Raw genomic sequence first — 13,813 nt, forward strand, 5'->3', positions numbered from 1 at the left:
GCGCGGCTCAGGCTGGGACCTCCGGACGAGGCGGGCCCCGCCGGGCAGCGGGTACACTGACCGGCCACGTTCCACCCACGATCGGCAATGACCCAGACCCGCATCCTGACCGGCATCACCACCTCCGGCACCCCGCACCTCGGCAACTACGTCGGCGCTATCCGCCCGGCGATCGCCGCCAGCCTCGCCCCGGACGTGGAGAGTTTCTATTTCCTCGCCGACCTGCACGCGCTGATCAAGGTGCAGGAGCCCGAGCGCGTGCAGCGCTCGACCCTGGAGATCGCGGCGGCGTGGCTGGCCTGCGGGCTCGATCCGGCCAAGGTCTGGTTTTATCGCCAGAGCGAGATCGTCGAGATTCCGGAACTGTCCTGGTTGCTGACCTGCGTCGCCGGCAAGGGCATGCTCAATCGCGCCCACGCCTACAAGGCCGCGGTCGACAAGAACCGCGCCGAAGGCGAGGACGACGATGCCGCGATCACCGCCGGCCTCTTCATGTACCCGGTGCTGATGTCGGCCGACATCCTGGCGTTCAACGCCAACCAGGTGCCGGTCGGCCGCGACCAGATCCAGCACATCGAGATGGCGCGCGACGTCGGCCAGCGCTTCAATCATCTGTACGGCGAGCACTTCGTCCTGCCGGAGGCCTTGATCGAGGACAACGTGGCGACTTTGCCGGGCCTGGACGGCCGCAAGATGAGCAAAAGCTACGACAACACCATTCCCTTGTTCGCGCCGCGCGAGACTTTGAAGAAGCTGATCTATTCGATCGTCACCGATTCGCGCGCGCCGGGCGAAGCCAAGGACACCGAAGGTTCGGCCCTGTTCCAGATCTACCAGGCCTTCGCCAGCGTCGAGGAAACGCAAGCGATGCGCCGCGCCTTCGCCGAGGGCATCGGCTGGGGCGAGGCCAAGCAGGCGCTGTTCGAACGCATCGACGGCGAAATCGCGCCGCTGCGCGCGAAGTACGAAACCTTGATGGCGCGTCCGCAAGACATCGAAGCGATTTTGGTCGACGGCGCCCGCCGCGTGCGCGCGCAGCACGTCAGCCCGCGCATGAAGGCGCTGCGCGAGGCGGTGGGTTTGCGCGATTTGTCGCAGACCACGACGAAGGCCTCGGTCAAGGCCGAGAGCAAGGCGAGCCTGCCGGTGTTCAAGCAGTACCGCGAAGCCGACGGGCAGTTCTATTTCAAGCTCGCCGACGGCGATGAGGTGCTGCTGCAGAGCCGCGGTTTCGCCTCGCCGAAGGATGCCGGGCAGTTGATCGCCGCGCTCAAGGCCGGCAAGAGCGATGTCGCGGCTTTGTTGGCCGCCGCCGATGCCGTCGACGACGCGCGCCGCGATGCCGTGGCCGCAGCCCTGGCCGCGATCGTCCAGGCCGAAGCCGAGGCGCAGGCGGCGAAGGACAGCGCGACGTCGTGAGCCGGTTCGTCGAACTCAACCTGGCGCTGATCCTGTTCTTGCCCTGGTTCGCGATTCTCGGCGCGCTGTTCTGGTTGTACCCGCGGCAGCCGCGCAATGCCGCGCGGCGCTTGTTCGATGCGGTGTCGTTGGCCGCATCGGTATGCGCCTTCGTGTTGGCGATCCGCTGGGCGCATCGTTACGCCGGCGATGCCTATGGCGCGATGTGGCCGCAGATCTTCGCGACCTCGCTGGGCTACGGGGTCTTCCTGGCGACGCTGACCATCGCCGGTGTGGTGCGTTGGCGCTGGCTGAGGCGTTTGACCGACTTCCTCGATTGAAGGGGCGCGGTTGAAGGTCTTGGTGCACGGCCTGCGTCGAGCGGGCGGCAGGCGCCGACTCCTGCGACCAAAGCCGCATGTTGCCGCGGCCCACAGCGCATAGACTGGGCGCCGACTCCGCAGCGCAGTGCAGTGCCTTCATGAGCGAATCCCTGGGCATCGTCACCATCGACACCGGCTTCCAGCGGCCGATCTTCGACGCCGCGTATCTCGCCGTCGACAACGGCCGCGGCGCTTTCATCGACTGCGGCACCCAGCATTCGATTCCGGCCCTGCTCGCCGCTTTGCCGGCGCAAGGCCTGACGCCGGCCGATATCGACTGGTTGATCCTGACCCACGTCCATCTCGATCACGCCGGCGGCGCCGGTGCGCTGATGCAGCAACTGCCGAACGCGCGCCTGGTCGTGCATCCGCGCGGCGCGCCGCACATGATCGATCCGGCGCGCTTGGTCGCTGGTGCGACCGCGGTGTACGGCGCCGAGGAAATGGCTCGCAGCTACGGCGAGATCGTGCCGATCGCGGCCGAGCGCGTGGTCATCGCCCGCGACGGCCACATCGTGCCTCTCGGCGGACGGCCGTTGTTGTGCGTCGACACGCCGGGACATGCGCGCCATCACCTGTGCGTGTGGGACGAGCGCAGCCGCAGTTGGTTCACCGGCGACACCTTCGGCCTGTCCTATCGCGAATTCGATTCGGTGCGCGGGCCCTTCATCCTGCCGACTTCCTCGCCGGTGCAGTTCGAGCCGGAACCGCTCAAGGCTTCGATCCGCACCTTGCTCGCGAGCGATCCCGAAGCGGTGTACCTGACCCATTACGGCCGCGTCGGCGACGTGCAGCGGCTCGGCGCGGAGTTGATCGAACAGATCGACGCGATGGTACGGATCGGGCAAGCGCAGGCCGCCGACGGCGAACGTCATGCGCGCCTCAGCGAGGCGCTGAGGGCGCTGTACACCGAGCGCGCCTTGGCCCACGGCAGCCCGCTCAGCGAGGCGCAGATCCATGCCGGGCTCGCGGTCGACATCGAACTCAATGCCCAGGGCCTGGCTGTGTGGCTCGATCGCCAGGCCGAGCGCTCGGTCACGACGGTCGACACGACGGGCTGAACCGCTTCGGCGAGTCGGAACGCGACCGCCCCGAGCCAGTGTTCGATCGCGCCGATCAGGCTTTATGCCGGGCGAAATCCAGCCGCCGCGATCATCTTGTAGTCGATGCCAGCTGAACTCGCCGCGGCGGGCGGCGAGTCCGGCGTCAGTCCCAGACGTTCGGCGGCGCGCCCTGTTCGGGATGCTTCATGCGCACGATGCAGAAACGGTGGCCGGTCGGCGCTTCCATCACCCACCAGCGTTTGACGAAGGCGATGCGCTTGGCGCCGAGCGCTTCCAGACGCGCGGCTTCGGCGTCGAGATCGTCGCTTTCGATGTCCAGGTGCACGCGCGAGGGGTGTGCGACTTTCTGCACTTCGATGTGCAGCTCGGCGGGGCCGTTGGCGAGTTGGGCGTATTGCGCGCCGTCGTCGTCGTAGGTTTCGACCCGGGCCAAACCTAGCGCGCCGCTCCAGAAATTCGCGGCGGCATCGAGGTCGCCGGTTTCGCAATCGATGATGAATCCGGCCAAGCGGCTGCGATGGGCCATGGCAGTGCTCCGTGGATGGTAGACCGGCTTGCAGATTGCCGCGCCGACCGCGGACGGGGAAGTGCCGGCTACGATGCGATACCGCGTCGCATCGCACCACCGCGATTCAATGCAGCGGCAATCCCGGGCCCGCACCGTCGGCGCGTGCGAGCGCGGCGAGCGCATCGCGGTACAGCGCGTACTCGTCGCGATCGAGGGCGAAGTTCTGCAAGGCGAACGCGGCCGAGCGGCGCAGGTCCGATTCGGCCCGGGCATCGCCGGCGATATCGAGCAAGGCGATCTTGAGCCCATCCGAACGCGCGCCGGAAGCTTCGATGCCGGCGATGGCAGCGCGGCGCACGGCGATGTCCGGATCGAGCAGGGCGGGTTCGAGGATGGCTGCGTCGTCGCCGCGTTTGTTCCAGCGCACCGATTGCAGCACGGCGCTGGCACGCACCTCGGCATCGGCATGGCCGCGCAGGGCGGCGAGGCGTTCGAGCAAGGGCGCGGCGTCTTCGCTGGCCACGACGGCGGGCGCCAGCATGTCGATGCTTTCCTTCAGCAGGGCCGGGTCGCGTTCGTCGCGCAACTGCCGCGCCAGCGTGTCGCGCACTGCGGCCACATCGAGCGGAAATGCTTTGAGCAAGGCCAGTCCGCTGCGACGCGTGTCCGGGTCGGGGTTGCCTGCGAGTTGCCGTCCGAGTTGCAGCACCTCGTCGTTGGCCACGCCCTGCAGGATCGCGAGCAAGGCGCCGCGCCGGTCGAGATCGGTCTCGAAGCTGTAGCGGCGCAGCAGTTCGCGCAGATAGCCCGGGTCCTGTCCGGCGCGGCGGATATTGCGGTCGAGGTCGTCGGCGCCGCGGCTGCGCGGGCCGTCGCTGGCCAGGGCGTCGGCCAGGGCCGAGTGCAGCGGCTGCTTACCGCTGCGGCCCGGGGCGGGCGATGTCGTGGCGCCGTCGCGGCCCTGTGGCGTCGCAGGCGTCATCGAGCAGCGGGTGATCGCCGCGCCGACCAAGCCTCCGATCAGCGCGGACGTCAGCAGCGCCATGCCCAGCCGTGCGGTCCATGTCGGCGGAGAGTGGGCGTGCGTCATCGGCGTCCTCGGTGCGAAGCGGAAAGGGGGGCAGCGGGACGGCGGCCTCGCCGCCGCCCCGTTGCGTTTATCGCCCGATCAACAATCCGGTGCGACGCGGCCGTCGGAACCGGTGTAGGTGTAGGCATCCGGAATATAGCGGTTGCTGCCGCTGGCGCCGATGTTGTTCCACAGATTGCTGGTGCCGTACGTGCCGCTGACCGATTCGCCGGTCTTCTGGCAGCGGATGGTGACGCTGGCGCCGTTGGCGAGCGAGCCGACGATGCTGTAGCCGGTGCCCGGGCCGGAGCGCACGTTGAGCGGCGAGCCGCTGGTCTTGACCGTGCCGGTGGCGCCGCCGGCGCTGCAGCTGTTGCGGCTCTTGTAGGCCACTTCGTACTGGTCGTAGACGATGGTCGCGCCGTTCCAGACGATCTTCTGGTCGTCGCCGTTGAGGCGCTGTTCGTAGTGCAGGTGCGCGGAGATGCTGTTGCCGGGGCGGGTGGTCTTGCCGAGCGTGCCGATCTTCTGCCCTTGCGACACGCTGGCGCCGTTACCGACCGAGATGCTGTTGAGGTGGGCGTAGTAGGTCTGCCAGCCGCCGCCGTGGTCGATCACCACCAGGCGGCCGTAGCCGGTGCCGGGATGCGGGTTGTAGGTGTGCGCGGTGCCGCCGGCGGAGGCGACCACGGTCGAGCCGAGGTCTGCGTCGCTGAGCGGGCGCGGCTTGTGGTTGAGGTCGACCGCATAGCGCAGGCCGTGGCCGGGGTAGGTGTCGCCGTACCAGGTCTGGCCGCAGGGGAAGGGCATCTGGAAGGCCGGCCGGGCGGCGTTGGCGGTCGGCGCGATCAGGCCGAACGCCACGACTGAAATGCACGACAGCATCGTGCGCAGGGAACGCTTCATTCTGGAACCTCTCGACTGTCGATGACGACGGGAAGGGTGGGCCGGGGGTCCGAAACGGGCGCCCGGCGCCGGGATTGCGGGCCGACGCTAGCGCGATTCCTGATTAATTGATTTAGGGAATTATTTATTCCTAAACGCAATCGAAGCCGCGAGCGTGATGGCTATCGCGGTTGCGGAATGAGGGTCTCGGCCAGGGCCCGGAGGGAACGCGGGCGGGCGGCAACGACGGCGGCCCCGAGGCGCGGTAGGGGGGCAAGATGGGGCGCATACGACCCGAAGCGGGTCAGGATCGCCGTGGGCGGCACTCGCGGCGAAGGCGAGGCCTGATCCGCGAGTACGGCGCATGGTCGGCGCCGTGGCGGTCGATCGCAGGGCTTGCGGTGGCCCGAACCGCTCCCGCGCGATGCGGGAGCGGTGTCTTTCGCTCGGACTCAGTTCGGACGCGCGAGGTCGTCGATCATCGCCTTGAGGAAGCGCGCCGCTTCGCCGCCGGTGCAGGCGCGGTGATCGAAGGTCAGCGACAGCGGAATCACCTTGTGCGATTCGAAGCCGCCCATCACCGGGGTCATCTGGTGACGGCCCTTGCCGGCGGCGACGATCGCCACCGTCGGCGGCACCACCACCGGCGTCGCGTAACGGCCGGCGAACATGCCGAAGTTCGACAGCGAGATGGTGTAACCGCTGAGTTCCGAAGCCGGAATGCTGCGGTCCTCGACCTGCGCACGCAGGCGGTTGATCGCCTCGCGCACGCCGCGCGAATCGAGCACGTCGGCATTGCGCAGCGCCGGCACGAACAGGCCGTCGTCGGTGTCGACGGCGATGCCGATGTCGACCTGCGGATGCAGGGTGCGGGTGAGCTTGTCGCCGTCGAACCAGGCGTTGAGCGCGGGCACGGTCTTGCAGGCGACGACGATCGCGCGCACCAGGCGGCCGGTGATGTCGTTGCCGGGCTGCCAGGCGTTGATGTCGGCGTCGTCGGCGAGCGTGGTCGGCACGACCTTGCTGTGCGCATCGGCCATCACCCGCGCCATGTTGCGGCGCACGCCCTTGAGCTGCTCGGGCTGACCGGTGACGGCGACGCCCGGCGGCTGGGTACGCATCGGCCGGCCGGAGGCCGACAGCGCACTGCGTACCGGTGCGGCGACCGCAGCCGGTGCCGCGGCGGGCGCGGGTGCGCGGTCGGCCGCGCGCTGCACCGGCGCGGCGCCGGCTTGCGCGCTGCCGTCGGCGGAGGCGCGCTTGACGTCGTCCATGGTCACTACGCCGTCGGCGCCGGTGGCGCGTACGCGGCTCAGATCGACGCCGAGCTTGCGCGCCAACGCGCGCACCGCCGGCATCGCCTTGACGCCGCCGACCGCGACCGCCTGCTCGCTGCGCACCGCATCGGAGGACTGCATCGCACCGACCACGGTACCGCTGTCGGCGCGCTCGGCGGCCTCGGCGGGCTTGGCCGCCGCCGGAGCGGGTTCTGCCTGCGGCGCCGGCGCATGGCCGCCGCCGTGGTGATGGCCGGTGTCCTGACCGTCGGCGCGCTGCGGCAGGTTCGGGTCGATCTCGAACTCGGCCAGCATGGTGCCGGTGACGATCACATCGCCGGCGGCGCCGGCGAGCTTGAGTACCTTGCCCGACACGGGCGAGGGCACTTCGACCACGGCCTTGGCGGTTTCCATCGACACCAGGGTGTCGTCGAGACGGACGGTGTCGCCGACCTTGACCGACCATTCGACGATGGTCGCGTCGGGCAGGCCTTCGCCGAGGTCGGGGAGCAGGAAGGTCTTGGTATCGCTCATGACTCGTTCTCTGAGAGGGTGATGAACGAAGGCCCGCACTCGGCCTTCGTCTTGCATGCTGCGCATCGCCGGTCGGCGACCGGACGATGCGATCGTGGGAGCCCGTCGTGTCGAAGCGCGCGCGTCAGCCGTTGGCCATCGCGCGCTTGGCCGCAGCGACGATCTTGTCGACGCTCGGCAGGTACTTCATCTCCAGACGGAACAGCGGGATGTGGGTGTCGTAGCCGGTGACGCGTTCGACCGGCGCGAGCAGGTCGTACATCGACTCCTCGGCCAGGCGCGCGGCGATCTCGGCGCCGAAGCCGGCGGTCTTGGGCGCCTCGTGCACGATCACGCAACGGCCGGTCTTGCTGACCGACTCGGCGATGGTGGCGAAGTCCAGCGGCTTGAGCGTGGCGACGTCGATGACTTCGGCGCTGATGCCTTCGCCGGCGAGCTTGTCGGCCGCTTCCAGCGCTTCCTTGACCTGCGCGCCCCAGGTGACCAGGGTGATGTCGGTGCCGTCGCGCAGCACGTAGCACACGTCCAACGGCAGGGCTTCGCCGTCGTCGGCGACGACTTCCTTGTACTGGCGGTAGATGCGCTTGGGTTCGTAGAAGATCACCGGGTCCGGATCGCGGATCGCGGCGAGCAATAGACCGTAGGCGCGCGCCGGCGACGACGGCAGCACCACGCGCAGGCCCGGCACGTTGGTGAACAGTGCTTCGTTGGCTTCGCTGTGGTGTTCCGGCGCGCGGATGCCGCCGCCCCACGGCACGCGCAGCACCATCGGGCAGGTCAGGCGGCCGCGGGTGCGGTGACGGAAGCGCGCGGCGTGGCAGATGATGTGATCGAGCATCGGATAAACGAAGCCGTCGAACTGGGCTTCGGCGACCGGCTTCATGCCCTGCGCGGCCAGGCCGACGGTGAGGCCGGCGATGGTGGTTTCGTCGAGCGGCGTATCCAGCACGCGTTCCGGGCCGAACACCTGCTGCAGGCCGGCGGTGGCGCGGAACACGCCGCCGTTGACGCCGACGTCTTCGCCGAGCACCAGCACGCTGTCGTCGTGGCGCATCTCATAGGCGAGCGCTTGAGTGATCGCTTCGATCAGGGTGATCGCGGCGGGCGTGGCGACCGGCTGGGCGGTATCGACGGTGGTCTTGGTGGCGACGTTCATCGACGGCCCTCCAGAGCGAGTACGGCGGCGCGTTGGGCGAGCAGGTCCGCCGGCATGTCGGCGTAGAGGTAATCGAACATGGCTTCGACCGGTTGCACCGGGGTTTCCAGATAGGCGTTGATCTCGACGTCGACCTTCTTGCCGCATTCCTCGGCCCAGGCTTTTTCGAGTTCTTCGTTCCACACGCCCTGCGCGGTCAGATAAGTGCGCAGGCGCGGCATCGGATCGCGCGTCCACGCGTCCTTGACCTCGGCCTCGTCGCGGTAACGGCGCGCGTCGTCGGCAGTGGTGTGGTCGTGCAGGCGGTAGGTCATGAACTCGATCACGCTGCCGCCTTGTCCGCTGCGCGCCAGTTCGGCGGCGCGGCGCATGCCTTCGAGCACCGCGATCAGGTCGTTGCCGTCGACCTGCAGGCAGTGCAGGCCGCCGGCCAGGCCCTTCTGGGCCAGGGTCTTGGCGCCGGTCTGGGCCGAACGCGGCACCGAGATCGCCCAACCGTTGTTGATCACGCACAGGATCAACGGCAGTTGGTAGGCGCCGGCCGAATTCAGCGCGGCGTAGAAGTCGGTCTTGGACGAACCGCCGTCGCCGCAGCAGGCGACCGCGAGATTGGTTTCCTTGCGCAGCTTGAAGGCGAGCGCGGCGCCGGCGGCGTGCAGGCATTGGGTCGAGATCGGCACCGACCAGGCGAAGTCCTTGCGCGGACCGGCGAAGTCGTTGCCGCGTTCGTCGCCGCCCCAGTACATCAGCACTTCGCGCGGTTGCACGCCGCGCATGAACTGCGCGCCGTACTCGCGATAGCTCGGTGCGAACACGTCGTCGGGCAACATCGATGCGCCGATGCCGACATGGGTGGCTTCGTGGCCCAGGCAGGCGGCGTAGGTGCCGAGCTTGCCGGTGCGCTGCAGGGCGATGGCCTTGGTGTCGAAGGTGCGCACGAACAGCATTTGCTTGAACAACGGCAGCAGCGTGTTGGCGTCCTTGAACGCGGCCGGAATCTCGGCGACGGGTCGACCGTCTGCGCCGAGGTATTGGAGATACTCGATTTCGAACGTCGCGGCGACGGTCATCGGGGGAAGGTCCTCACAGAATAGGGATGAGGTCCGAATCATTCCGGTCCCGGATCCAGTGCCGGGCGCGCTGGTCAGCTTCAGACTGGCTGGGTCCGGATTCTCCGTGCGAACGAGAGGATTCCGGGCCGGGCTAAAGCCGCGGCGCCCGGCGGGCCGGGCACTGCGTCATGGCGCGGATGATACCGAAACGCTTGTTAAGCGCCGTTGCGCGCTGCGACATGCATTGCGAGGCGAAACCGGCTAGGCGTCGCACTCGCCGTGTGCGGCGCGCGGGGGTTTCGGCGTTCGGATCGGCATCGCCGCAGGCGCGGCCGGCGGCGTTTTTCCGTTGCCGGGTGCGTACTTGCGTGTCTGCCGCGCTCGCATCGGCGAGGCATCGGTCGCGCGCGCCGCTGTGGGTTGCGGAAACGCAACATCGACCGCGGCCAGACGCGCGCCGCGATGGCGTTCACGACTTTGCGTGCCGGTTGGCGCACGAAACGGCGCAGTACGGAGTGTGCCGCGCGCTTGCGGCGGTCGTTCGCGCAGACGCCCATTCCGGCAAAGCCGTCGGGCCTTGCACGCGTGTCGCTGGCCTGCGTGCTTCCGGCGATGCCGACCGAGTTCATCGCGAGCGCAAACGCCGGGCAAAAAAAAAGCGCGGCCGGAGCCGCGCTTTTGTGTTGCCGATCGAATCACGCCGGGCGGCGTGGCGCCGCCCGCGGACTTACCACCACCACGGTCCGGCGAGTTGGACGTGGTGCAGGGCGAAGTCGTTGAACGGATTCGGATCTTCCACTGCCGATGCGGCGAAGCCGAGCAGGGTCAGGCTGCGATCCCACAGGCGCGGACGCGGTGCGACGATGACGAAGTCGAAACGCTGTTCGCTACGCGCCGCCAGTCGGGTGCCGTTGCAGGTCGCTTCGAAGCCGTTGCCGTGCGCGGCGACGGTGCAGGTCCAGCCGCTCGGTGCGGCGATCGAGACGTTGCCTGCCGGCGCATCGCCGTACAGGTTCAGGCTCGGCAGCACCGCGACGTCGCCGCCGCGGTTGCGCACGGTGACGGCGAACTGGCCGTTCTGGCCGCCACGCAGGGCGCGCGGGCCGTCGACGTCGATGGCCAGGTCGGCGCGCGCGGTGGTTTCGATGCTGACGCTGGCGCCGTCGTTGCCCGGCACCGGGTCCAGCGACTGCGACTGCGCCGCGACCGCCAGGGTGGTGGTCTTGCCGATCATCGCTTCGCTGGCGACGGCCGAGAGCGCGAACGTCGCCGTTTCGCCGTTGGCCATGCTGGTGCGGTTACAGGCGACGCTGGTCGAACCGTCGACCACGGCCGGGGCATCGCAGCTCCAGCCGGCCGGGGCGACCACGCTCAAGGCCGGCAGTTCGGCGTTGATGGCGAAGCCGATGCCGGGGTAGTCGGCTTGCTCGGGGCCGGCGTTGTTCAGCGCGACGCTGAAGTTCACCGGCTGGCCGACGCGCACCGAGGCGGTCGAGGTCGAAGCGGTCACCGCGAGATCCGCGCGGCGGCGGAAGTCGATGTAGGTGATGACCGGGTCGTGGTCGGACAGGCGCGACGGCGAATCGCCGAGGCTGCGGTTGATCTCCGGGAAGTCGGCGTTGATGCGCGCGTGATCCAGCTTGAGGCCGGTCGCCGCGGCGATCAGGGCCTGGTTGGCCAGGACCTGGTCGATGGTCTGCGCATTGCCGCCGAAGGTGTAGGAGTAACGCTGATCCGGCGTGGCCAGTTCGCCGAGGTTGCTCAGGTTCGGCTCGACCAGGTCGGCGCCGTCGCCGGGCACCGCGGTCTGATCGTCCGGCGTCGGCGTGCCGGCGACGGTGTTGATCACATCGACGAGGCCGTCGTTGAACTCGAACGCGTTGAAGTCGCCGAGGGTGACGATGCGTTCGGCCGGATTGGCCAACTGGCGCTGCTGGATGAAGTTGGCGAGGAACACCGCCTGGGCCTGGCGCTTCATGCGCACGCGATGGCCGGCGTCGGTGTCGAGTTCGCTGTCGATCAGCGAGCGCTGGTGCACCAGGATCACGGTGATCGGGAAGCTGCGTCCGTCGCCGTTGTGGACTACCGCTTCGAGCACCAGCGGCGGACGATCGTTGAGCAGGGCGCTGTTGCCGTCCGGCTGGGTCCAGGTCGCGGTCTTGCCGGCCTGGGTCACCGACAGCACTTCGACGCGGGCGGTGCCGGCGGCGATGTCGGCGGTCTTGATCAGATAACCGACATCGATGCCGCCGATGTCGTTACCTTCCAGCAGGTAAGCGACGTACTTCGGATCGGGAAGACCGGCTGCCACCGCATCGGCGTTGACGCGCGCGGCGATGTCCTGAGCGGCGCTGATGTTCTCCACTTCGACCAGGCCGAGGATGTCCGGACGCTGCAGGTAACCGATGCCGAGCGAGATCTTGTTGAGACGGCGGGCATACGCGTCCGGCGTCAGCACCGGTTCGCCGATCGCCGGGTCGTTGGCGGCGTCGAAGAAACGCTCGACGTTGTAGGCCGCGACGGTGAACTCGCTCATGTCCGGCAGACGGGCCGCGGTCGGTTGGCGCTCCTGGGTGATCGTGGTCAGTGCATTCGGATCGCGCAGGATCGTGTAGCGGCGGAAGCCGTAGTCGAGCGGGCCGGTCAGGTTGGTCAGCACGGTGCCGCTGGACAGGTTGAACGCAGTGCCGCCGATCGCGTCGCTGTCGACGGTGATCAGCTCGGGGTTGAAGTCCCAACGCGGGATCGGCGGAATGCTGCCGCCGCCCGGAGCGCTGTCCGGCGCCTGGATGCCGGGTTCGCGGAACGGACGCGCCACGCCGGTGACCACGACGTTGAAGATGCCGTTACCGCTGCCGGTGGCATTGGTTTCGTTCTTCGAGCCCTGGGTCGGCGAGACCACGGTCGCGCTCGGGATGGTCACGCGCATGCCTTCGAGGCGTTCGAGCTGGTCGAGACCGCCGGACGGATCCGGGAAGGTCGGGTTCAGCGCGATCGCGGCGGGCAAGGTGCTCGGACCGATCACCGGCGGCACCGAGATCAGCACCACCTGCGGGGCATTGCCGAGCTCGGTGAGCGGCGCCTGGCCGGGGTCCGCGCCGGGCACGAACTCGATCACGCTGGCGTTGACGCGCACGACGTTGCCGACGGCGGCGATGGCCGGCGGCGCACTGCCGACGAACACGAACACGCCTTCGGAGGTGGCCGGATCGGCATCGATCTGGCTGTCCGGCGTCTGCAGGAAGAAGCCGTTGCTCTTGCGGCCGGTGACGATGCCGGTGGTGTAGACGCGCTGGCCGAGCAGCGGCGATTGCGCGCCATTGCCCTGGATCGCATGGATCGGGGTCAGCTCGACTTCATCGGTGACGATGGTGCCGATCGCTTCGGCATCGCCGAGGTTGGCGCCGACCGGAGCGCTGAGGCGGACGAAGAAGGTCTCGTCGTTCTCGTTCGCGTCGTCGACGGTCACGTGGATCACGATCGTCGCCGAGCTGGCGCCTTCCGGAATCGTCAGCGTGCCGGCGATCGAGGAGTAGTCGTCGCCGCCGGTCGCGGTGCCGTCGGCGGTGGCGTAGGACACGCTGACGCCGCCCGGGCCGGCCGCTTCCGACAGGCTCACGGTGAAACGGAAGTCCGGCGAGGACTCGATCTGGGTGACGTCGGCGATGCTGAGCACCGGCAGGTTGGCGCCGGCGCAGGAGAACGCGACGCTGGCGCGGTTGCGCGGCGCCGGTGCGGCGGTATCGAAATCGGCACCGTTGACGTTGCTGTCGGTGCAGCCCTTGCCGGCGCGCACCGCGGCGAGCACGGCGCTGATCGTCGCGGTCGGCTGGCTGCCTTCGGCGCAATTGGCGGCGGTGCCGTAGCCGACGAAGTCGACGTTGCCGAGCGGGCAACTGCCGCTCAGTGTGGTGGTGTTGTTGACCAGCGCGACCTTGCCGGCGCCGGCCGCCATCGGGATCGTGCCGACCGTATCCGGCGTCGGCAGATCGACCGAGCCACCGGTGCCGTCGGCCTGCTTGACCAGGTAATAAGCGCCTGGCGCGAGGCTGCCGCTGAGTGCGGTGCGCTGCCAGGTGGTGCCGGCGCTGGAGGCGTACTGCACGCTCCAGCCGCTGAGATCGACGGCGGTACTGCCGTTGTTGTGCAACTCGATGAAATCGCTTTTCAGCGTGGCGCCGGAATTGCCGCCGCCGCCGTAAACCTGACTGATGACCACTTGCGCCTGCGCCGAACCGGCCGCCGCAAAGGCCAATACCGCCGCCAACAGGCGGCCCCCTAACTTATCCATGTTTTTCCCCATGTGGACGCCTGGATCCCCCCGGAAGCAGACAGAGGGGATTGTGCATCAATGCTCACTTTTTGGCGTTGCAAGGGCATGACGGCCCGGAAAATCGCGACCTGGATCACTCTCGGCGGGCCTCGGCGCCGCCCGGGACGGCCCGGGCGGCGCCGAAGCCCCCGGCTTGCGCCGGGGGCGGGCGAGG

General features: G+C 68.7%; 10 protein-coding genes. 3 read left to right on the top strand and 7 right to left on the bottom strand.

The window, feature by feature from the left end:
* The first annotated feature begins 87 nt into the window (after positions 1 to 87).
* The 3 genes from LC490_RS06390 (at position 88) to LC490_RS06400 (ending at position 2,842) form a co-directional block, all read left to right on the top strand.
* Entirely contained in the window at positions 88 to 1,419 is a 1,332-nt protein-coding gene (locus LC490_RS06390) for a tryptophan--tRNA ligase (RefSeq protein ID WP_051885128.1), read from the top strand.
* Positions 1,416 to 1,739, top strand: a complete 324-nt coding sequence (locus LC490_RS06395) for a hypothetical protein (protein WP_031372700.1) — start codon at positions 1,416 to 1,418, stop codon at positions 1,737 to 1,739. The genes LC490_RS06390 and LC490_RS06395 overlap by 4 nt, the downstream gene beginning before the upstream one ends.
* A 140-nt stretch (positions 1,740 to 1,879) precedes the next feature.
* Positions 1,880 to 2,842 carry an MBL fold metallo-hydrolase gene (locus LC490_RS06400; RefSeq protein ID WP_223619654.1) on the top strand — a complete coding sequence of 321 codons (963 nt, stop codon included), beginning with the start codon at positions 1,880 to 1,882 and terminating at the stop codon, positions 2,840 to 2,842.
* Between the two features lie 145 nt (positions 2,843 to 2,987).
* Here LC490_RS06400 and LC490_RS06405 read toward each other — a convergent pair whose 3' ends face one another.
* The 7 genes from LC490_RS06405 to LC490_RS06435 all read right to left on the bottom strand — a co-directional run bounded on the left by LC490_RS06405 (position 2,988) and on the right by LC490_RS06435 (position 13,617).
* Positions 2,988 to 3,371: a VOC family protein gene (locus tag LC490_RS06405; protein WP_223619655.1), complete on the bottom strand. Its 384-nt coding sequence runs from the start codon at positions 3,369 to 3,371 to the stop codon at positions 2,988 to 2,990.
* Positions 3,372 to 3,477: 106 nt separating this feature from the next.
* Positions 3,478 to 4,443 carry a hypothetical protein gene (locus LC490_RS06410; RefSeq protein ID WP_223619656.1) on the bottom strand — a complete coding sequence of 322 codons (966 nt, stop codon included), beginning with the start codon at positions 4,441 to 4,443 and terminating at the stop codon, positions 3,478 to 3,480.
* A 78-nt stretch (positions 4,444 to 4,521) separates the two neighbouring features.
* Positions 4,522 to 5,328, bottom strand: a complete 807-nt coding sequence (locus LC490_RS06415) for a M23 family metallopeptidase (protein ID WP_031372704.1) — start codon at positions 5,326 to 5,328, stop codon at positions 4,522 to 4,524.
* Between the two features lie 431 nt (positions 5,329 to 5,759).
* Positions 5,760 to 7,118: a dihydrolipoamide acetyltransferase family protein gene (locus LC490_RS06420; protein WP_031372705.1), complete on the bottom strand. Its 1,359-nt coding sequence runs from the start codon at positions 7,116 to 7,118 to the stop codon at positions 5,760 to 5,762.
* Positions 7,119 to 7,242: 124 nt separating this feature from the next.
* Positions 7,243 to 8,274, bottom strand: a complete 1,032-nt coding sequence (locus LC490_RS06425) for an alpha-ketoacid dehydrogenase subunit beta (RefSeq protein ID WP_051885130.1) — start codon at positions 8,272 to 8,274, stop codon at positions 7,243 to 7,245.
* On the bottom strand, positions 8,271 to 9,344 hold the full coding sequence (gene pdhA, locus LC490_RS06430) for a pyruvate dehydrogenase (acetyl-transferring) E1 component subunit alpha (RefSeq protein ID WP_031372707.1): 1,074 nt from the start codon (positions 9,342 to 9,344) through the stop codon (positions 8,271 to 8,273). The genes LC490_RS06425 and pdhA overlap by 4 nt, the downstream gene beginning before the upstream one ends.
* Before the next feature lie 709 nt (positions 9,345 to 10,053).
* Positions 10,054 to 13,617, bottom strand: a complete 3,564-nt coding sequence (locus LC490_RS06435; protein ID WP_223619657.1) for a lamin tail domain-containing protein — start codon at positions 13,615 to 13,617, stop codon at positions 10,054 to 10,056.
* Positions 13,618 to 13,813: the final 196 nt, after the last annotated feature.

The sequence above is a fragment of the Lysobacter sp. ESA13C genome (assembly GCF_019970005.1).
Classification (GTDB): domain Bacteria; phylum Pseudomonadota; class Gammaproteobacteria; order Xanthomonadales; family Xanthomonadaceae; genus Lysobacter; species Lysobacter antibioticus_B.